The following is a 21,567-nucleotide window of genomic DNA, read 5'->3' as shown; positions in this document are numbered from 1 at the left end:
TATTATTTTAAAATCTTAGCACTTAAGCATCTTAGTTACTCGGCAACTTTTTTATATTTGTAATAAATAACCATATCTCAAAAAAATGACTTTAATAAAATCTATCTCAGGTATACGTGGAACCATTGGAGGAAAAGTGGGAGACAACCTGACTCCTGTTGATGCGGTAAAGTTTGCTTCGGCTTACGGAACCTTTCTTAAAAATAATACTTCAAAAGAAAAATTAACAGTTGTAATTGGTCGTGACGCCAGAATTTCTGGTCCAATGATTCATAATCTCGTAGTAAATACCTTAATTGGTTTAGGAATTAATGTAATTGACCTTGGACTTTCCACTACGCCAACTGTAGAAGTTGCTGTGCCTTTGGAAAAAGCAGACGGTGGGATTATCCTGACGGCTTCTCACAATCCAAAACAATGGAATGCATTGAAATTATTGAATGAAAAAGGAGAATTCTTAAGCGGAGCAGAAGGAGCTAAAATTCTTGAAATTGCCGAGGCAGAAGCTTTCGATTTTTCAGATGTGGATAATCTGGGAGAAATTACGATCAATGATGCTTATATGGATATTCACATCGACGAGGTTTTAAATTTGCCTTTAGTTGATGTTGAAGCAGTAAAAGTGGCAAAATTTAAAGTAGTTGTTGATGGAGTAAATTCGTCAGGGGGAATTATTATTCCTAAATTGTTAGAATTAATGGGCGTTGAAGTAGTAAAATTATACTGCGAACCAAACGGACATTTCCCTCATAATCCGGAACCTTTAAAAGAACATTTAACCGATATTTCAGAATTGGTTGTAAAAGAAAAAGCCCATTTAGGAGTTGTAGTTGATCCAGATGTGGATCGTCTGGCATTTATTTGTGAGGACGGAGAAATGTTTGGAGAAGAATATACATTGGTAGCTTGTGCAGATTATGTATTGAGTAAAACTCCCGGAAATACAGTGTCAAATATGTCTTCTTCACGTGCTTTGCGTGATGTAACAGTAGGACACAAAGGAAACTACGAAGCGAGCGCAGTAGGTGAGGTGAATGTGGTTGAATTGATGAAGAAAAATAATGCTATTATTGGTGGTGAAGGTAACGGTGGAATTATCTATCCGGAATCACATTACGGGCGTGACAGCTTGGTTGGTGTGGCTTTATTTTTAACGCATTTGGCAAATAAAAAGATGTCAGTTTCAGCATTGCGTGCTTCATATCCGGAGTATTATATGAGTAAAAATAAAATCGAATTAACACCACAAATTGATGTTGATGCGATTTTAGTAGCCATGACAGAAAAATACAAAAGCGAAGATATCTCAACAATCGACGGTGTAAAAATTGATTTTGCGACCGAATGGGTACATTTAAGAAAATCAAATACAGAACCTATTATTCGTATTTACACAGAAGCTCCGTCTCAGGAAAAAGCAGACGTTTTAGCGCTTCGAATTATTGATGAGATTAAGGCTATTGCAGGGATTTAATTTCTTTTTTGAAGATTTAGAGATAAGATTTTGAAGACAATAAACGTACATAAATCTGAAAATCTGTGTGAATTTTGAGTTTTATCCTTGTGACAAAACCCAATAAAACAACAAAAAGGCTGTCCGAAAGGGCAGCCTTTTTAGTTTGAATTAATATCTTTTATAAAAGTTTATTTGGCTTTTAGTAATTTCTCTAAATATTCAACTTTATCTTTTTCCACTTGAACTAAGCGTTCGTATATTTTTTTATTTTCATCGATAGATTCATATGTCTTTTTTAAAGAGAACAAATCTTTGTGTTCCTTGCTAACTTTGCGTTTAAGCCTTTTAATCAGTAAGGCCTAATCTACCAATTCCATTAACATTTTTCTACCACCAAAATCGATTTCCTGTTTCAATATTTCTCTTGTCGATTTGTCGATATAATAGGTACTTATAGCCGTGTTATTTGAAATATCATCAGTGGTTTCAACTTTCCAGACTTGTTTTTTCTGTCCTTTAAAAGTGATAGTTGTCTCTTGAGTATTTTTAATTGTTGCGTTAATAGCTCCAATTTTGGCTGCAGGATTATAATCAAAAATCGAAATGGTGTTTGAATAACCTTCTTTCAAAGGAAGTAATCGTATCAATTGTGGATAGAAATTACTGTCAAAAAAAGGCTTATGTACTTCTTCGGAAATGTTTGTTTTAGTTCCTGTTTTTTTGTCTAAGTAATATCCCGTGATTTTTTTTCCAAATTTCAATACCATGTCTCTTTGTTGATTAAAGGAGGAATGATAGACCGGTTTAAAGTTTTGTGTTTCAACAATGGTGCTATCAACCCATTTTGTAGTTGATTGTTTCATATCTACTGTTGTGATAATGTAGATTTTCTCTTTCTTTTTCTGAATTTGGGTTTGTACCTTTCCTATTTGTACTTTAAGAGTATCCTTAAGCATAAACCAATTCATTTCTGAAGTTTCAGACTTGAGAAGACTTTTGTCGGCGGGATTATTTAATGGACTTAGAGGCTTTTCTTGGCTATGAAGTTGAACAAAGGTTCCAAAAATGGCTAGTAAAATGAACAGTGGTTTTTTCATGTGTTTAGAGTTTTTACTTCTATTAGTATTGAAAATCAAACTTTTGTTACTTTTTTTAGTGTTGTGTGCAAAAGGTTCATGTAAAAATAGTGGAGATATCGAAACAATAAACTTTCCGTTGTTTAGGATCGACTAGCCAAAGAAAAAACTCAAATGTGCTTACATTACTTATATGGTGAAGAAAATTATTGACCTAAGACTTCAATGTTTTTCCTAAATCTAAATTCTGCGCTATCAGTAAATTTCAAAAAAAAAATCCAAAAAACAAATATCGTTTTTTGGATTTATACTTTAGAGAAGATTATCTCTCAACCCTATGTTTCCATCTTTTGTGTGTCCACAAATAATATTCCGGAGCTTCAAGAATTTGTTTTTCTACTTCTTCCAGATACATTTCTGTGACTTTGAAGTCTTCATAATCCCGTGGATTGTCGCAGATCGGAATGAAAGTACCTTCGTAATACCCACGTTTTATCTTTTTTACTTTGAAGAAAATAACGCTTAAATCGTATTTTTTAGCCAGCATTTCTGATCCGGTGTGAACAGGAACTTCAATTCCCATAAAAGAACTCGAGTGAAAAATACGATCCAATTTTGGTGACTGATCACTTGCCAAACCATAAAGACTCAGAATTCCGTCTCTCTGGTTTTGGGCCATAAGCGGAATTGTTTTTCGGGTTTCTACTAATTCAGTATCGTATTTAGATCTGATTTTTCGAACCAGTTTATCAAAGTATGGATTGGCGATTTTTTTATAAACACCGACACCTTTAAAGAGTAATTTTTTGTTAATCGTCAGAATCCATTCAAAACTGGCATAATGAGACGTGACCAAAATGGCACTTTTGCCCTTTTTTTCATATTCTCTAATGACTTCCATATTGGTTACGGTAAACCTTTTCTCCATTTCTTCAGGAGAAATGCTCATGGTTTTGATCATTTCAAGAAACATATCGCACATGTGCTGATAAAATTTCTTTTCGATTACTTTTCTTTCCACATCACTTAAATGGGGTAATGCTAAAGCCAGATTCTCGCGAACCACTTTTCTTCTGTATCCTAAAACATAATAGACCAGAAAGAATACAAAATCAGAAAACCAATAAAAGATTCGAAAAGGAAGTATAGAGATAAGCCAAAGAATAGGATAGGCTAAAATATAAACGAGGAATTGCATGTAATTTTTTTTTACAAATATAAAAGAAAAATGAATAACGACCGATATTTTGGTTTCTTACTCACTTATGTTGAAGAATGATTATATTTACATTTCACAATAAACATTTTTTATGAATACCATTTTGATTGGGATAATAGTTGCCAACGTACTAATAAGTTACAAGGGGTTTAATGATTTTGCATTTTTTAGAAAATACGAATTTCACGTCGGAAGTATTCGTTCCGGAGAGCAAATCAGAATGCTTTCATCAGGTTTTTTACATGCCGATATGATGCATTTGATTTTTAACATGCTTACACTTTGGTTTTTCGCTCCTGTAGTTTTAAATTGGTTAGGCAATTTTTCTTTTATCTTAGTTTATTTTGGAAGTTTAATTTTCGGAAGTTTACTTACCATGTTGTTTCATAAAAACGATTACAGTTACCGTGCCGTTGGTGCCTCGGGAGCAGTAACGGGTGTTTTGTACTCTGCGATTTTATTACAGCCGGATATGATGTTGGGAATCTTTTTTGTGATTCCTGTACCGGCTTATCTTTTTGGAATTTTATATTTATTATATTCAATTTATGGAATGAAGGCCAAGAATGATAACATCGGACATACGGCTCATTTTGGAGGTGCAGTAGGCGGTTATTTAATCACTTTAATAAAAGAACCTGCTTTATTAGTAGATCATACGCTAATGGTTATTTTGTTGGCAATTCCGATTATAGTACTTTTTGGAATGGCAAAATTAGGAAAGCTGTAAAGCTGGCACAACTTTTGAAAAGCAATTAACAAATAATTTAAAAATCACGAAAATGAAGAAACTAGTATTATTATTAACAATTATGTTTATGACTATGTCTTACGGCCAAGAAACCAAACAAATTCCTCAAATCAATGTAAATGGGGAAGGAAAAGTAAAAGTAGCACCCGATCAGGTTTGTATTTCAGCTACGGTTGAAACAAAAGGGAATAATGCTAAGGATGTCAAAAAGCAAAATGACGAAAAAATGGACGCGGTTTTAAAATTCATTAAAAAAATGAATATTCCAACAGCAGATTTCAAAACAAAACAAGTAGCTCTTAATCCACAATACGATTACGAGAAAAAGAAAACAAGTTACAATGCCAATCAGACTGTAGAAATTGTATTAAAAGATTTGTCTAAATACGATGAGTTAATGGAAGGTTTGGTTCAACAAGGAATTAATCGTTTAGATAACGTTTCTTTTGAATCTTCTAAATTAGCGCAACACGAATCAGAAGCTAGAAAATTGGCGATTAAAGATGCTAAAGCAAAAGCAGAAGATTATGTATCTGTTTTGGGTCAAAAAGTAGGTAAGGCAATTACAATTTCTGATAATTCACAAATCTACCGTCCACAACCTATGTATGCAGCGATGAGAAAGTCAGAGTCTGCAGATGCAATGGGAGGAGCTTCAAATGAAACTCTTGCAATTGGTGAAATCGAAATTACAGCAAACGTAACAGTTAGTTTTATTCTGGACTAAATCAGACTAAATTTCAATATTTTAAAATCCAAATTCCAAATTTATTTATTGGGATTTGGATTTTTTTTTGTTTTAAAATTTAATGCTAATGTTTTGATAAAAAACGGGTTATCAATTATAGTGTTGAAAATAAAAGCTAAATTTATAGTGTACATAAAAAAGGGATAACAACTAAAAGCAAAAAATCATGAAATTTTTCACAGAAACAGCAGAATTAATAGAGAGAAAAAACGTTGTTGGTTTTGGAGGAACGGAGCAGGAAGAAATAACGATTAAACTAACATTAAAAGGACGCGCCAATACTAAAGAATTTTCGACCTGGGAAATTTTGAAGATCATAAAAGAGCGTTTAGAGCAGATCAAATCTGATAATGGAAAAGCAAATAACTACAATGATGTAAGTTTTGCCAGAGATAATTTGATGGATGTAATAGATTGTTTGGTTAGTGAAAGTACTTCTGAGAAAAATAATTAATTCAAATGGCTGATTTTATTAACCTAAAATCAAACTAGGTCTGCCTTATTTTCGGAATTAGAATAATGTGAATTTCTTGCAAAAGTTATAAGGTTTTGCAACAGCTTAGTATAAATATTCCGTATCCGTTTTCAAAAACCCGAAGTCAGATCGGACACAATTATTTATTAAGAGGCTACTAGTAGAAATTGTATTTGATGGAAAAAAGGATAGACAGACGGGTTGAAGTCCCGTTCTAAATACCAAAAACTTCAATTGGCTAGTGCTAATTGAAGTTTTTTTGTGTAATAAAGGTTTGATTCAGGGGCATTCTTATCCCTGATTTACATCGATGAATGGATCCCATGAAAAGTAACCTATTACATTTCCATTAGCATTGTTTACCAACTGAAATGAGAGGGTATACTGGATTTTTACACCAACCTGTATAACTGTACCTTGAGCAAGATATACATTGTTGGTAAACTCTTGCAAAGTACCGCTGTTGTTTGGAAGATGTTCTGCTGTCTGTGAATTAAAGTAAAGTAATCCGCTTGGAAGAATTGCACCTGAAGGACTAAATGATCCTGCATACAAAAATGCGGTATTATCTACGTTATTTCCAAATGTGGTCATTGCCCACTGAACGGTATCGCCGGAATTCGCCGAAATTTTTAATTCAGACTGTCCTTCGTTGTTTACAACATTATTGTGTTGTGAAATCATTGCAATATACACATCTGATTGTGACCAAGCTCCTAATGAAGTTGGTGAAGTTTTGGTCCCTGGCTTGATTTTGCCATTAGCAACTTGTTCTGCCAGTTGCGTTCCGTCTACTGCTACTAAAATGTTAATTAATCCCATGATTTTGTAATTTATATGGTTTGTTTTCCTACTCTGTTGAAGGCTTTTCAGATTACGCCTTGTCTTAGTTATCGATATATTTGATTTGAAGACATGACAAAGTTGTGAAAGTTATGAGCCTGATTTGTAAGCCAAAAGAGTGATTTTTTTTAATACCCCATAGTAGGTAGCGGGGCAATTAAGTGCTACTTTTTTATAGTAATACAATACGGAATAGATTACCAAAAGCAGTATCGTTATTTGTGAAGCAAAAAAGCTTTCGTAACGGAGATTACCGAATAAGTACTATATTTTGGCAAATACCTCTTTTGGGGTATCACACCTAAGAAATTTCTAGTTAGATTTGTTAAAAATAAACCTACAAAATAAATCAGCCATGAAAAAAACAAGAAACATTTTTATTCAGATCGATACAGATCGTGTTATTAAAGAATCGGGTTCTAATTTTAAAGAATTTAATTTTGATTTGTCTATTCCACCAGTGAATGTCAGTGAGAGTTCATTTATTTGTGAACAGGGATTAATGGCAATGGGTGATGCTGAAAAAAGTTTTTGCATCGATACTGAAACAGGCGAAACTATTTTTTTTACGATTGTACCACTTCGTCTTTATTCGTATCACAAAATATATTTTACTGAATTTAAGATTCTTAATGATAATAATGAAATAATTACTACATCTTCACTGACTGATAAGCAGGTAAGTTTTGATGTATATATTAAAAAAGCGAATCAAAATAGCAACGTGGCCTTTGATCTTTTGGCTGTTATAGAGTTTAAGAACGTTTTGGGTGAAACGGTGAGTCTTCCGATACTAATTGATCCTGTATTGAGAGCGAACCAAGGCAACTGATAATTATTAAATTTCATTCAAATGAATAAAGGCAGGATAGTAGCTATCTTTTGTTTTTTATTGTTTGGCATCAGCTACGGAGTCATGGCGCAAAACCAGGCCAGAGCTGACAGCCTTAAATTACTGTTGGTTAAAACAGATACGCTTTCGTCGAAGGCTAAAATGGGGATTTATGCTAAGATAGCTGCGCATTCTTCTTCGCCGGACGAGGTATTATTGTATGCCAATAAATTGTTGGAGATGGCTTCAATAGATAAGCAGTTCACTTATGTAATTGAAGCCTATCAATCTATAGGTGTAGCATACAGGTTAAAGGGTAATTTAAAAATGGCTTTAAAGAATCTTTTTAAAAGCGCTGATCTTGCAATACAGTATAAGAACGACAAGCTGCTAACGAGTGATTATCTGGAAATAGCCAATACCTATATGTCCAATAACGACTTTAAAAATGCAATTGTCTATAATAAGAAAGCCATAGCCGTTATACGATTGCATGGAAATAAAGAACAATTGGCGATCAACCTGCTCAATACAGGATTTAGTTATTACAGGCTCAACGAACTCGATTCTGCTTTATCGCTTTATAACGAAGCGGCACCTATTTTTGATGAAATTGATCTTGAAATAGGCAAGGCCTATACCATAGGGAATCGTGCACTAGTTTACTGGAAACAAGGAAAATATGCTATTGCCGAACAGGATCTTCTTCGGGCTATTAAAATGCTTGATTTACTTGGTGATACATTTGGTATGGCCGATTATCACAACCAGTTGGGACGCATTTATTCTGAGCTGAAACAGACCGAAAAAGCCATTAATCATACGCTTAAGGCGCTCAATATGGCGAAAGTTCTTGATCTGAAAGAGCAAATCAGGGATGCGGCTTTGCTTTTGTCAGAACTATACGAGGTCGAGAAAGACTATCCGAAAGCGTTCACATATCAATCCCAATATATTGCTTACAAAGACAGCATCGAAAATACCGAAGCAACAAAACAACTTGCCAATCTTCGTACCGATTTTGAAGTAACTCAAAAGGAAAAAGAAATCGCACTGCTGGAAAAAAGACAACTTAGCAACCGGATTTATATTATTGTGACTGTTTTTCTGTTGCTTTTTGCCATTTTGTTGTTACTGTATTTCCGACAACGGTTTAAAAACACTAGGCTGATGGCCCATAATGAGCGCAATCAGCATGATGAAAAAATAAAAAAACTGCTAAATACGCAAGAGACCAAGACGCTCCAGTCGATGGTACAGGGACAGGAAAATGAACGCAAACGTATCGCACGGGAACTGCACAATCATTTTGGAAGTTTGCTGGCTACCATAAAAGTAAACCTGAATGCAATCGACGAAAAAAGTATTTCCAACCACCAGACGCTGACTATATTGGTAGATCAGGCCTGCACCGATATCCGAAATTTGTCGCATGAACTCAATATGGGAATCTCGGATAATTTCGGATTGGTACCGGCCTTAAAAGAATTGACCGCGCATTTACAACAAGTCAATGGTCTTGAAGTAGAGTTTAAAGCTGCCATGTGTCAGGAACAAATGAGCTCTGAAAATGAAATAATTGTATATCGTATCGTGCAGGAACTCGTGAGCAATGTATTGAAACATGCAGCAGCCACAAAACTATCCATATTACTGACTTGTTTCGATGATGAAAACCTCATTAATATACTTGTACAAGACAATGGAAAGGGATTTAATGTAACCGAAAAATCAAAAGAAATTTCCGGAATGGGGCTCAAAACCCTTAAAGAAATAATTTTCAATTTACAGGGAGACATTAAATTTGACAGCAATCCGGCAAGCGGAACTACTGTAAATATTGATTTGCCTTTTTAGTATCACCTAACTGAACAATTACGGATTATGATAAAAGTATTGATAGTAGACGACCACCATCTGTTTGCCGAAGGCGTAAAATCGATGTTCAAACCGGAAGATGGTATTGAAATAGTCGAGCATACAAAAAACGGAAATACTATTCCGTCTATCCTGGATACGATGACAATTGACACTATCCTGATGGATATAGACATGCCAATACTGGACGGAATTGCCAGCATGGAATTATTAAAAAGCAAGGGGTATGATGTGCCGATATTAATGCTGACCATGCACCAATCCATGAAACAAATTAAGAGCGCCCTCGAAAAAGGCGCCCAGGGTTATATTCTAAAAGATGCTTCAAAAGCCGAGCTTGTACAGGCGATTATCGATACCAGTCAGCGCAAGAATTATTTTCACAGCAAAATCAACGAGCAACTGTTTAATTATTTCCGTGGAAAAAACTTAAATAAGAACAACATGCAGGAGCTTTCGGAACGCGAAAAAGAAATCATAAAATGCGTTGCCGACGGAATGAACACCAAAGCCATATCCGGTATCCTTTTTATCAGCGAACATACCGTAAAAACACACCGTCGGAATATCATGCACAAACTACAGGTAAAAACTTCGCCTGAACTCATTAAATTGGCCATTGAAAAAGGTATTATCTGAGAGGATTTATCTTAAGATACCTCATGTGTTTTTAAGTTCTAAATGAGTATGTTATATGTTCAAGATGTTTCTTTTGTTTATGCTAAGAAACCCCACAACTTTTAAACTTAATTTTTTTTTAAGTCAATTAGAATGACTTAGGCATCAAAAATTTTGAATCTGCCATACGAAGATTGAGTGGAATCGAAATCGTACATACAGTAAGAAAGAATAAGAGGGTTAATTCTGAAACAAAAAGGTTCAAATTATGCTGTAAATTGACTACATAATTTTCATATCTTTAGTTTATATTTTTTTTGATTCACCAGATGTGAGAGAATCTAAGTGTTGGGGCATTAGATTTGTTCCATATCAAACGATTTCGTAAATAATCCGGCGTATTTTTTTAAAATTAATATCTTTGTAGTAAGAAAACTGTAGTATAAGCAATGATTAAATTGTAGAACAAGTTCTACAGACTGTTGCAGAATGTTCTACAGTCGGTTTAATCCCAGCATGCTATTTTTGTTTTTTATTAAGAAAATAGAAATAAGTAAATTTTTATAAACGGAATAAGAATATGTTTATCCTATAAAGTTTATTTATTCAATTAAAAAGATCCCCCAAATCTCTTTTAATAGCTGTTGTGTTGTAGTTAGTGCTGATAAATATTGTTGTTCTTTAAACAAAGAAACAGTATCTTAGAGAGAGTAAAATCTGTTATCCGTATTAAAATTGAATTAGTGACTGCTAATTTTGACTATAGAACAATATTTATTTAAAATGTAGTACATCATTCAGGATGTTCTTCCGATACCTAATTAAAAAAGTTGTGTGAGTTATTGATTTGATTCTTTGACTCCTTATTTTATTTTTCATTTTAAAATATAAATTTTGATTAGAAAACAGCCCCAAAATAGCCCCTTTAGTTTCTTTAGACTAAAGTTCAAACACAGAAAAATAATGCACTATACTTTAATAGCCTGTGTTATTTTTTTACAAATAACTGCAATAGTTATTTGGTACAACGAATCGTCTAATGATTCGGAAATGTCAAAAACGATGAATTCAATGGATTCATTGAATCGAATAACACATTTTACGAACAACATAAACAACTCCTTTGTTGATTCTCAAAAAAGCTTTAATAATTATAGTATTTATAAAGACAAAGAATCGCTCAATGCGTACACCGCCAGCTTAAACGATATCAGTCGTTTGATCGACAGTTTAAGCTTAATTACAAAAGACAATAAAGAGTTCATGAAGGTGTTGCAGGAAAAGAACCAGTCCGAACATTCTGTTGAGTCTCTAAAATCCAGTATCGATTCAATAATTGAATCACAGGTCAATCCGGATAAAAATAATTTGTCCCGACCGTTTAAACTAAATAAGTTTGAGTACAAAAAAATCTTAGACAGTATCAAAACGGATTCTTATATGACGATAGACAGCGTGTCTAAAAAAGGATTATTCTCCAGATTGGGAGCTGCTTTAGCCGGAAAAGTGGACATACAAAAAGAGCAGTTGAAGATCACCGTTACAATGAAATATAATAATAAGATAGTGACCGGGAGTATCGAAGAACAATTTGCAAATCTGTTTAATACTACTAATAAATATTACGAAAATCAGTTTATAAACTTAAAAAAGTCATTCGACAATTTAAAAGATCAGGAAGCTAAACTAAAGAGGTTTAATAACGAACTATTGAACTTAGAGGCTGAGGTGATGCCTCATTATAACAATTCATTGAAAGTACTTCAGGACAATACCCAAAAACAGTTGCAGAAGCAGTACGATTCGAATAAAATAGTAAGGAATTATACCATCGCAATTTTGATTCTGCTGATGTTTATCATATCGCTTGTACTTTTTGGTTTCACAAGACTGGCTTTTCAATATGAAAAGAGACTTACAATGGCTCAGACGAAGATTCATGAAAGCCTGAATTTTAAGAATAGAATTATGGGGATGGTCAGTCATGAAATCAGGTCTCCTTTAAGCATTATCTCGATTTACAGTAAAATGATTGGCTCCTCTATAAAAGATCCCGAGATAAAAGATACTTTTAAATCGATACAATTTACTACGAACTCATTGCTTCTTTTAGCCAATCAGATTTTGGAGTACTCGAAAGATGAAAATTATGCGCCTAAACTAAACAAAAAGAAATTTCACCTTAAAGAGGAAATTCATCAGATTGTGAATTCGATGACTTCACTGGTTGAAAGCAAAGGCAATAAAATAGAAGTGAATTCGAATCTGATTTTAGAACTTGATGTCGATTCGGATGCTGCAAAAATTCACCAGCTTTTTTATAACATTATCGGTAATGCGAATAAGTTTACTGAGAACGGATTGATAAAAGTAAAGATAGACCTTGAAAGAACCTCGGATAAGAAAGTAAATTTAAAAGTTGAAATTGAGGACAGCGGAATTGGAATTGCTAAAAATGATCTTAAAAATATATTCGAGCTTTATTATCAGGGAACGGTTTCAGATAAAGTAAACAATCTGGGGGTAGGTTTAGGACTTAATTTATGTAAAGAAATAGTAGAATTGTTTAACGGAAAAATAGACGTTCAAAGCGAGGAAGGAAAAGGGACTAAGATTATTTTTAACCTGCTTATAAGTTTGGTTTAAAATAAGGTCCGATAAGTATACTTTAAATGTATAAAGTTAAAAAGATAATTTGTTAGAGAAAAGCGCTTAAATAATTCTAAATTAGGTAAATGAAAATGAAATCACCATCCAACAACTATAGTTTTTTAGTCGCTGATGACCATACTGTGGTTCGACAGGGCGTTTCTTTGATGATAAAAGAGTTATTTTCGAATGCTTTAATTTATAAGGCGGGGAATTTTAAGGATACACTTGATATTTTAAAAGAACATAGGATAGATTTACTGATATTAGATGTGAATTTTCCCGACGGAAACAGCATCAACATCATAACAGAAATAAAAACAATCCAGCCGGAAATAAAAATATTAATCTTCTCCGCTTATGATGAGAATGTTTACGCAATGCGGTATTTGAATGCAGGCGCTTCAGGATATCTGAACAAAGAAACCTCTGAAGAAGAAATGAAAAATGCCATCAGTTCGATGATCTTGTCCGGAAAATATATTACGCAGAATCTTAAAGACAGGATTTTGGATTCTTATATTTCAAAAAAACCAACAAATCCGTTAGATGTATTGTCCAATAGAGAAATTGAAGTGGCGCAGCTTTTAATTAAAGGTTATGGTAATCTGGAAATAATAGAACATTTAAACATAAAAAAAACAACAGTAAGTACCTATAAAAACAGAATTTTTGAAAAACTGGAAATAGATAATTTGGCCGATTTAATCAATTTTTTTCATTTGTATTCTGATTAACAAATTGCTAAAACGAATTAGGAACCACAGACCGGAGATAGGTTTTGGGATACTTATTAAAAAATAGGAGCGTATAGTCTCCTGTTTTTTTTTGGAGCTGATTTTTAAATTTATGAGGAATTTTCAGTAGTAATAATTCTACAACAGCCTGTCCAATGTTCTATAAAGTATTGATTTTATTGCATGTATATTTGTTCTGTCAGGAAGACGCAGTTGCTGAGACTTTATAGATAAGGATGGATTTGCAGCAGAATGGATTATTTTTTTCGGCATCTGGCTTCCTGTATTATGAGATTTACTTTTGTTGTTACAGACGGCTTTTTTAGTTTGTTTTTTCTAGGTTATACACGCCATGTCATTTTTTATTTTTTTTTGGAAGATGTCCGTCTGAGCAACAATTTTAAAGTCCGGTACCAATTTTGCATAAGCAAAAACTACAATCAACAGAAAGAGAAAAGAGAACGTAAAGAAGTAAAGTTATGGAATTTGATTTTTACAATACAAAGAAAAAAGCAAACACAAATATTTTTAAATCTAAAGTATTTGATGAGATTCAGGACGCTCTTTTCGTATTTACGATTTCGGCAGATAACGACTATGACATACCTTTTATGAATGATGTAACTTATGAAATGTTTGAAGTCTTATCGAATGTGATGTTTACCGATACCGTATTTTCTATTTACGACCGAATTCATAAAGAGGATAAAAAACTAGTTGTGAACTCTTTGTTTGACGCTATTAAAAAAAGAAGAAAATGGAGTGTGGAGTTTCGGGCAGAATTGCCTTTGAACGGATTAAGCTGGTTTAAAGTGACCTCAAAACGAATGGTCAATAAAGATGGAAGTTCAGAATTTTGTGGACGAATTAGAGATATTACGGAGTTTAAAGAGCAAGAATTAAGACTTAAAAGAACTGAAGAACGTTTTAAGTTTATGTTAGAGACTTCAAATGCCGGTATTTGGGATTGGGATCTGAAAACGAACAGGTTTTGCTACTCACCACAATCACTGAATATATTAGAATGGAAAGCTTCCGATATTTCTAATACACAAGAGGGATGGAATAAAATAATGCATCCGGATGATCGTGAAGCATACACTGAAGCACTGAAGGATCATTTTAATAATAAAACTCCTTTCTTCGAAAACTTTATGCGCGTACTGACTTCTGATCAAAAATACAAATGGATTCTTAGCAAAGGAATGGTAGTAGAACGTGATGCTGCCGGGAGATCCTTAAAAATAATAGGGACTCACAGTGATGTTTCTTTTCAAAAAGAAAAAGAGTTGGAGTTGAAGAGAGAGCTGGAAGTATACAAGGAGAAAAACAACAGATTGTTGAATTTTTCGCATATCGTATCTCATAATCTAAATGCGCACGCAGGTAATTTTAAAGTACTTCTGGACCTGATCGATTCCGAAGAAAGTTTTGATGATAAAGTTGAAACCATAAAATACCTGCGTGCGGTTTCGGGAGATCTTAGTAAAACAATTGAAGATTTGTCTCAAATTGTAAATGTTCAGAACAATACCGAAATCAATGTTGAGACGCTGAATTTGAACAGTTATTTAAGCAGGGTACTCAATATTGTTAATGCCTATAGCGAGAGTAATAATGTTACGATACTAAATAACGTTTCCCCCGAGGCAGTTGTCCGTTTTAATCCGGCATATCTTGAAAGTGTATTGCAAAATTTGAGTACCAATGCTATTAAATATGCAGATCCTGAAAAACCACTAATCGTTGAATTTAATTTTTTCATTGAAAACGGGAAAAAAACATTCACAGTAAAAGACAATGGTTTAGGAATCGACCTGGAGAAATATGGAAATTTAATTTTCGGAATGTATAAAACATTTCATAAAAACGAAAAAGCAAACGGTTTAGGCTTGTACATTACAAAAAACCAGATCGAGTCTATGAATGGAAAGATTACGGTTGAAAGTAAGGTAGGAGTAGGGACGACATTTAAAATTGTGTTTAATGATTAAGGAGTATCGTTATTAATGATTTAATTTTTGGTTTTGGGGTATTTCTCAGTAGTTCTCGAATTGTGCTGTGAATGAATGCTAAAGGATTTTTTTTCTTGAGCATTTATTCTTCGAGTAGTATATTTTAAGCCAAGATTTGTTTTGAACTATATTGATGTTGAGGTAATTGTGATATAAAAATCATTAAGTTAAAATCATTTTATTCTTTTGTTTTCAGGTAGATTTAGCAGATTTTTTTTCGTTGTTTTCTTCGAAAATCTGTTTTTCGAGCTATAGCGTAATTCCATTAAGTTAAGGATTGTCAAAAAAAGTTTCACATTGATTTTAGGGGAATAGAATAAAAAAATCCGTAGAATCAGCAGAATCTGCGTGAAAAGTATCTTAATTTAATGACATTTTGTTATAGCGGACATTCGAAGCAAATCTGGGGCAAAATAAGAAAGTATCAAGGCCAAAAGTGGTGTGCATTTATAGTATCAATTCATCAAGTACTGTTTCTTGCAATTTTGTCATTTCAAATGAAAAATATCGTGTACGTTTTTTTAAATAAACTAAATTTCCACATTCAATTTTGTGCTGCTTCACAGCTTTTGTCTTTGATGCTGGAAAACTAAATCTAAATTAAGGACAGATTCAAAATCTTATAATTTGTATTGGATAATTTGTAAGTTTTACTATATTTTTGCGAAACAGAAATAAAAGGAAAATTCCAACTTCATTTTAATAAATTCCCATCTGTTTGTAAATTATGAAAGATAATAGAAATAAAATTATTGCCCTTCCTTTTGCCGGAGGTAATAAATATAGTTTTAACAGTATTGAAAAACACATACCTAAAAGTTTAAATTGGGTAACCTTGGAATTACCAGGAAGAGGTGGTCGTTTTAAAGAGAATTTATTAGTGGATGTTGATGAATTAGTAGACGATCTTATCAAACAAATTATTCCGCTTATCGAAGATTGCAGTTATGTGATTTATGGACATAGTATGGGAACGTTATTGGGATACGAATTAGCAAAAAAAATAATTCTGCTGGGGTTAAAACAACCAACATGTCTTTTCTTTACCGGTAGGGGAGCACCGGGCTTTAATCGGTTTACTAATAAAAAATCTTTATTACAAGAAGAGGAGTTTTGGCAGGAAGTTGAAAAAATTGGAGGATTACCAAAAGAGATCTTAGAATGTAAAGAGCTTTTAGAGTTGTATTATCCCATAATGAAATCAGATTTTCAAGCTATTGAAGATTATAATTTTAAAGTGATGGAGGAGCCGTTTACCTTTCCTATTCATATCTGCATGGGAAAAGAGGAAATCGGCGAAGGAGAAGAAAAAACAACTTTAACCGACATGAAAGCATGGAAAGATGAAACATCTTCGCCTTGTACGTTTGAGTTACTGGAAGGTGATCACTTTTTTATTCTTAAACATCCGGAAGTAATGGCACAAAAAATAGCTCATATGGCTCATGGTGCCAGAATAAATGCGTACTAATATTTGATGGTACTTTAAAAGATTTAGCACTAATGCCATTTATTGAAAAATAAGTGGCTTTTTTTTAAAAAATTGTTTTAAAATAATTCAGGTCTTGTAAAAAAGTTTTTTTATTGAAAATGGTAACTAAAAAAACAATTAAATAGTACATAGCTCTAGAGCGTTTTGTGTTTTTAGTGGCTTAAAATGGCGACTCGATTTTCTTAATGTTGGTCTGTATTATTTTCTTCTCTTTAAAACCGGTAGAATAATCAACCTCAAAAAAAACGAAATTTGGGTGTGCAATGGTTGTTGCTACACTGGCGCAGCTATTTTCGCTTAAGACTAACTCAGTCAGATTCCATGACTTGTTATCGTATAGTACTTTATTGTTATGTATAGTGATATCTAATAATGGAATGGACAGACCGTTTCCTACTGCTTTGATCAAACTCTCTTTCATAGTCCAAAGTCTGAAGAAGGATTTCAGAGGATCTTCTGACAGATGAATTTTTTGCCATTCTTCTGCTGTCAAAATATAGTTGTAATCTTTAAAATCAATAGGAGTTATCACTTCAATGTCAATGCCTAATTTTGCTTTTTGTGCAATGGCGCAAATCACAAAATTACCTGAATGAGAGATATTAAAATCAATATCGTTATTTAAAAAAGGCTTTCCAAATTCGTTGTATTTTATATCAAGTATGGCGTTTTTACTTATGCCTATTTCGTTTAAACATTCCATTAGCAGCAGTCTTCCAAGGACAAACGCATGTTGGTCTTCCCATTTTCGGTATGAATTACTTTTTTTACGTAATTCCGGCGATAGATATTCTTGTAAACGGGACCAATTATCAGAAGAAATTGGTTTGTCAAATCTTGTAAAAAAAAGATGTATCAAAAAAAGAATGTTTTAGTGGAGAGTTTTGCAAATATAGTATTTGTATTATTATCTTTAGAAATATAGTCACACTTGCTAGTTTAAAACAAACGTTATAGTCGTAAAAAGTTCGAGTTTTTTGCCTGCAATGTTTCAACTTTTTTAATACTTCAATTCTAAGATCAATAGCATTAAAATAGGGTTTAAGTAAAAGCCAAATTCATTAAGATTTAGTAATTGTTAACTATTTTTAAGTAGTCGTACGAATGAAAAAAATCGGAAGTTTTATGTGTCAAAAAGAAAGAAATATTGGGTAATAATAATCATTTTGTTGATTGCGAGTTTGTTATGTTTCTCGTTGCGGATTTATGAGTTATTTTTTAAAAATATGTAAGAATAGTGTGTTATTTGTAATTTTTTATGTATAAAAATAATTTTTAATCAGAATTATTATGTTAAAAAAATTATGAAATATGCTTTAATTAACAATTTTATTAATTAAATACGGATTGTTTTTTATTAATAATTAATATTATTTAGTATTTTGGCTTTATTTTTTAATTATTGTCAAAACATGTAGGTTTTTTGGTTTTTTATTGAGTTTTTTCTTGTTTTATGATATATATTTGTGATCAGGAATATCGCATAAAACCCAGATTAACCATTTAAAATTCAAACATTGGAAAGAATAACTTTGCTGAAAGTATTAAAATTAAAATTAAATGTAGCCCTGCCACTGTTAGGATTATTTGCTTTAATAAACGGATTGTGGAGTAGTAGTTTGTTAATGCTTGTCAGTAATAAAGTTGCCGGTACTCCTTTACCGTTTTTAAGTGATTATGATTGGTTGATTTATTTGGTTTTAGTTATTGTTTCGTTTGTCCTGACTTATTATTTTAAAAGGTACATGATTAAGGTTACTTTGAATTTTGGTAAAGAAATGGTACTTCAAATTATAGACAAACTTAGGTTATGTAATTATGAATCCTATTTGCGAATCGGAGAAGCAAGAGTTAGAACTGCGATGCAGGATGTAGGTACATTAGAAGCGTTACCGGAATCTTTTATCGTTTTTTTTAATGCAATAATCATGATAATTGCAGGGATAGGATATATGTTTTGGCTTTATCCGAAAGGAGCTGTAATGATGATAATTATTATTATAGCTTTAGCTTTAGTTTATGTTAAGAGAAATGAAGCCATTGAGAATAGTATGACTGAAGAACGAGATCTTGATGATAGTTTTATGGCTAATTATAACGATTTTTTGCATGGTTTTAATAGCATTAAGATGAGTAGTAAGAGAAGTCATTCGATCTATTTTAATCACATTGTTAAAAATCGTAACAATGCAATCAAATTAAGCATTAAGGCTGAGTTGGCAGCGTTTGGAAATGAATTAATAGGACAGTATTTTTTTTATGTGATAATCGGTGTCGTGCTTTTTGTACTGCCTTTGATTTTTGAGTTAGATCAAATTGTTATTTCCGGTTTCATGGTTGCTTTTCTATTTTTAATGGGGCCAATAACTATTTTTATAAATCTTATGAAAAACATTATTGGATTTAAAATTGCATTTGACAGGATTAATGAATTTAATGAAATTACCAGTGGAAGCATAAAAGACTCGGATTTAAGTACAAGTTCGACTAATCCATTACCTGTTTTTGAAAATTTAGTGATAAAAAACTTGAGTTATAAACACATTGATCCTAACGGTGTAGTTACGTTTGAACTTCAACCGATCAATCTGGAAATAACGAAAGGCGAAGTCATTTTTATTTCGGGAGGAAACGGAAGTGGAAAAAGTACTTTTATCAACTTATTATCCGGACTTTACATACCTAAATCAGGTGAGATATTGTTGAACAATACCAATCTTATTGATCGAGAGAATCGATCTGATTACAGAGATATGATATCATGTATTTTTTCAGATAATTATTTGTTTTCTGAAAATTATGATGGTTTTGATTTGCTTCCGTCTAATGAAAACCTGACAGAACTTCTGAATAAAATGAAACTGGAAGAAGTGATTCGGGTAGATGTGGCGAATAATAAAATATTTCAAAATTTGTCCAGCGGTCAAAAGAAAAGGATGGCATTGATCTATTCATTATTAGAAGACAAAGAGATTTTTATTTTTGATGAATGGGCTGCTGAACAAGATCCGGAGTTCCGAAAATATTTTTATGAAAGTATAATTCCGGAGCTTAAGAGTAAGGGAAAAACCGTAATTGCGATTACACATGACGATGCTTATTATAAATTTTGTGATCGATTAGTAAAATTTAATTATGGCAAAATAGTAGATCAGGAAATTTTATTTTCTTCGGTTCTGGCATAACATTACAATTAAATAATATTTGTTTCTCTTTATTTTTGGACTATACTTTTATTTTTGAATTAATTATTTCGTTTTTAAAATCATTCTTTAATTTTTTTAGAATTAGTTCAATGATTCACCAGATCATTGGATGTAATTCTATGTTTATAATTTAAATACAACCACTCATTATTACAACCACTTATTATTATGGAATTACTTAAGGATTATCATTTGTCTCAAGGGGCAAAAATCATTTCATCTTCATTACCTGGAGAAAAATCAAAAGTTTTATTAGAATTACAGAAAAACATTGAAGGTAGTGTTGTTTCATATCCTAAGAAAATGCCCATTGCTTTAAAACGTGCAAAAGGTAGTATTGTAGAAGATGTAGACGGAAATCAATTTATTGATTTTTTTGGAGGTTGTGGCGTATTAAATGTAGGGCACAGTAATGCCTTTGTAATGGAATATGTTAAAGAACAACAGGAAGAATTAGTTCATGCATTGGATTTTCCAACAGAAAACAAACTTTTTTTAATTCAAAAAATATTAAACAATTTACCGGAAGAGATTCGTGAAGATTACAAAGTTAGTTTTGGTGGACCAACAGGTTCTGATGCAGTTGAAGCTGCAATAAAATTGGCGAAAATAAAAACAGGTCGTGATGGTATTATTGCTTTCTCAGGTGGATACCACGGAATGACTTCTGGTGCTTTGGCGGTGACCTCGGATACTTTTTTTAGAAAAAAAATATCCTCACTTATTCCAAATGTACATTTTGTACCCTATAGTTATTGCTATCGTTGTCCATTTAATAAAGAAGAGAGTACTTGTAATTATGATTGTGCAAATCATTTTGAATGGATCTTGGAAACAGGACATTCCGGTATAACACTTCCTGCTGCAATTATATTAGAACCAATACAAGGAGAAGGTGGAAATATTGTTCCAAGAAAAGGATTTTTGGAGCGTATCGTAAAAATAGCAAATAAGCATGGTGTAATTGTAATTTTTGATGAGATTCAAAGTGGTTTCTACAGAACAGGAAAATTTTTGGAATTCATGAATACAAAAGCAGTTCCGGATATAATTACATTCTCAAAAGGTTTTGGAGGAATAGGATTTCCAATTTCCGGACTAATTTATAAAAGAGATATTGAGGCTTGGGAAACGGCAGAACATATTGGAACTTTTAGAGGTAATCAAGTGAGTATAGCTGCAGCCAGAGGGGCGTTTGATTTTATAGAAAAATATAAAATTGAAGATTACGCAAACTTTATCGGGGACTATTTGAAAGAGGAATTGAATTTGTTGGCATTGGATCATCCGTTTATAGGAGAAGTACGTGGAAGAGGAATGATGATAGGGGTAGAGTTTGTAAAAAATAAAACTTCTAAAAAACCTTTCCCGGAGTATTTGAAAGAGTTTAGAACAGAATGTTTTCACAGAGGATTATTGTTTGAGGTAGGAGGTCATTATAACAACGTATTGCGATTAGTTCCGCCTTTAATTACAACTAAAGAAATTGTTGACGCTGCCATAATAATAATGAAAGAGGCCTTTGTTGTTTGTGAAGAAAAGAATTTATCACAAGCTCTGGTTTAATCCTTT

At 32.7% G+C, this 21,567-nt stretch carries 17 protein-coding genes and 1 pseudogene; 13 read left to right on the top strand and 5 right to left on the bottom strand.

What is annotated here, in order from left to right; genetic code table 11:
• Positions 1-85 precede the first annotated feature (85 nt).
• Complete coding sequence (gene glmM / locus LNP23_RS18775; RefSeq protein WP_230002391.1) at positions 86-1,474, top strand: phosphoglucosamine mutase; 1,389 nt, start codon at positions 86-88, stop codon at positions 1,472-1,474.
• A gap of 170 nt (positions 1,475-1,644) precedes the next feature.
• On the opposite strand, the pseudogene LNP23_RS18770 reads toward glmM, so the two are convergent.
• The 3 genes and pseudogenes from LNP23_RS18770 to LNP23_RS18760 form a co-directional block, all read right to left on the bottom strand.
• A pseudogene (locus LNP23_RS18770) lies at positions 1,645-1,749 on the bottom strand (transcriptional regulator); the annotation flags it as partial.
• Between the two features lie 66 nt (positions 1,750-1,815).
• Positions 1,816-2,553, bottom strand: a complete 738-nt coding sequence (locus LNP23_RS18765; protein WP_230002390.1) for a DUF3108 domain-containing protein — start codon at positions 2,551-2,553, stop codon at positions 1,816-1,818.
• 301 nt (positions 2,554-2,854) lie between these two features.
• Positions 2,855-3,730: a lysophospholipid acyltransferase family protein gene (locus LNP23_RS18760; RefSeq protein ID WP_230002389.1), complete on the bottom strand. Its 876-nt coding sequence runs from the start codon at positions 3,728-3,730 to the stop codon at positions 2,855-2,857.
• A gap of 112 nt (positions 3,731-3,842) precedes the next feature.
• Here LNP23_RS18760 and LNP23_RS18755 point away from each other — a divergent pair, with 112 nt between their 5' ends.
• The 3 genes from LNP23_RS18755 (at position 3,843) to LNP23_RS18745 (ending at position 5,704) form a co-directional block, all read left to right on the top strand.
• Entirely contained in the window at positions 3,843-4,481 is a 639-nt protein-coding gene (locus LNP23_RS18755) for a rhomboid family intramembrane serine protease (RefSeq protein WP_230002388.1), read from the top strand.
• A gap of 52 nt (positions 4,482-4,533) precedes the next feature.
• Positions 4,534-5,229, top strand: a complete 696-nt coding sequence (locus LNP23_RS18750; protein WP_047779040.1) for an SIMPL domain-containing protein — start codon at positions 4,534-4,536, stop codon at positions 5,227-5,229.
• A gap of 187 nt (positions 5,230-5,416) precedes the next feature.
• Positions 5,417-5,704 carry a hypothetical protein gene (locus LNP23_RS18745; RefSeq protein ID WP_230002387.1) on the top strand — a complete coding sequence of 96 codons (288 nt, stop codon included), beginning with the start codon at positions 5,417-5,419 and terminating at the stop codon, positions 5,702-5,704.
• Positions 5,705-6,016: 312 nt separating this feature from the next.
• Here LNP23_RS18745 and LNP23_RS18740 read toward each other — a convergent pair whose 3' ends face one another.
• Positions 6,017-6,547 (bottom strand): AidA/PixA family protein, encoded by a 531-nt coding sequence (locus LNP23_RS18740; protein ID WP_047779042.1) that lies wholly within the window; start codon positions 6,545-6,547, stop codon positions 6,017-6,019.
• A 376-nt stretch (positions 6,548-6,923) separates the two neighbouring features.
• Between LNP23_RS18740 and LNP23_RS18735 the strand changes: the two genes are divergently transcribed.
• From LNP23_RS18735 to LNP23_RS18705, 7 genes are all read left to right on the top strand, one after another.
• Positions 6,924-7,400, top strand: coding sequence for a hypothetical protein (locus LNP23_RS18735; protein ID WP_230002386.1), 477 nt, complete (start codon positions 6,924-6,926; stop codon positions 7,398-7,400).
• 21 nt (positions 7,401-7,421) lie between these two features.
• Complete coding sequence (locus tag LNP23_RS18730) at positions 7,422-9,257, top strand: tetratricopeptide repeat-containing sensor histidine kinase (RefSeq protein WP_230002385.1); 1,836 nt, start codon at positions 7,422-7,424, stop codon at positions 9,255-9,257.
• Between the two features lie 27 nt (positions 9,258-9,284).
• The gene (locus LNP23_RS18725) at positions 9,285-9,917 is read left to right on the top strand and encodes a response regulator (protein WP_047779045.1); all 633 of its coding nucleotides are present in this window, start codon (positions 9,285-9,287) and stop codon (positions 9,915-9,917) included.
• Positions 9,918-10,859: 942 nt separating this feature from the next.
• Positions 10,860-12,542, top strand: a complete 1,683-nt coding sequence (locus LNP23_RS18720) for a sensor histidine kinase (protein ID WP_230002384.1) — start codon at positions 10,860-10,862, stop codon at positions 12,540-12,542.
• Positions 12,543-12,631: 89 nt separating this feature from the next.
• A complete protein-coding gene (locus LNP23_RS18715) occupies positions 12,632-13,282 on the top strand; it encodes a response regulator transcription factor (RefSeq protein ID WP_047779047.1) in 651 nt (216 codons plus the stop codon).
• A gap of 479 nt (positions 13,283-13,761) precedes the next feature.
• The gene (locus LNP23_RS18710) at positions 13,762-15,276 is read left to right on the top strand and encodes a sensor histidine kinase (RefSeq protein WP_230002383.1); all 1,515 of its coding nucleotides are present in this window, start codon (positions 13,762-13,764) and stop codon (positions 15,274-15,276) included.
• A gap of 748 nt (positions 15,277-16,024) precedes the next feature.
• On the top strand, positions 16,025-16,768 hold the full coding sequence (locus LNP23_RS18705) for a thioesterase II family protein (RefSeq protein WP_047779049.1): 744 nt from the start codon (positions 16,025-16,027) through the stop codon (positions 16,766-16,768).
• Between the two features lie 181 nt (positions 16,769-16,949).
• Here the strand turns inward: LNP23_RS18705 and LNP23_RS18700 are convergent, their stop codons facing one another.
• Positions 16,950-17,648 carry a 4'-phosphopantetheinyl transferase family protein gene (locus LNP23_RS18700; RefSeq protein WP_230002382.1) on the bottom strand — a complete coding sequence of 233 codons (699 nt, stop codon included), beginning with the start codon at positions 17,646-17,648 and terminating at the stop codon, positions 16,950-16,952.
• Positions 17,649-18,306: 658 nt separating this feature from the next.
• On the opposite strand from LNP23_RS18700, the gene LNP23_RS18695 reads away from it, so the two are divergent.
• Both LNP23_RS18695 and LNP23_RS18690 read left to right on the top strand, forming a co-directional pair.
• Positions 18,307-19,974 (top strand): cyclic peptide export ABC transporter, encoded by a 1,668-nt coding sequence (locus LNP23_RS18695; protein WP_230002381.1) that lies wholly within the window; start codon positions 18,307-18,309, stop codon positions 19,972-19,974.
• 189 nt (positions 19,975-20,163) lie between these two features.
• The gene (locus LNP23_RS18690) at positions 20,164-21,561 is read left to right on the top strand and encodes an aspartate aminotransferase family protein (RefSeq protein ID WP_047779051.1); all 1,398 of its coding nucleotides are present in this window, start codon (positions 20,164-20,166) and stop codon (positions 21,559-21,561) included.
• Positions 21,562-21,567: the final 6 nt, after the last annotated feature.

The organism is Flavobacterium cupriresistens, assembly GCF_020911925.1.
Lineage (GTDB): Bacteria > Bacteroidota > Bacteroidia > Flavobacteriales > Flavobacteriaceae > Flavobacterium > Flavobacterium cupriresistens.
The sequence above is the reverse complement of the archived record's forward strand: the minus strand, read 5'-3'. Positions and strand labels throughout refer to the sequence as shown.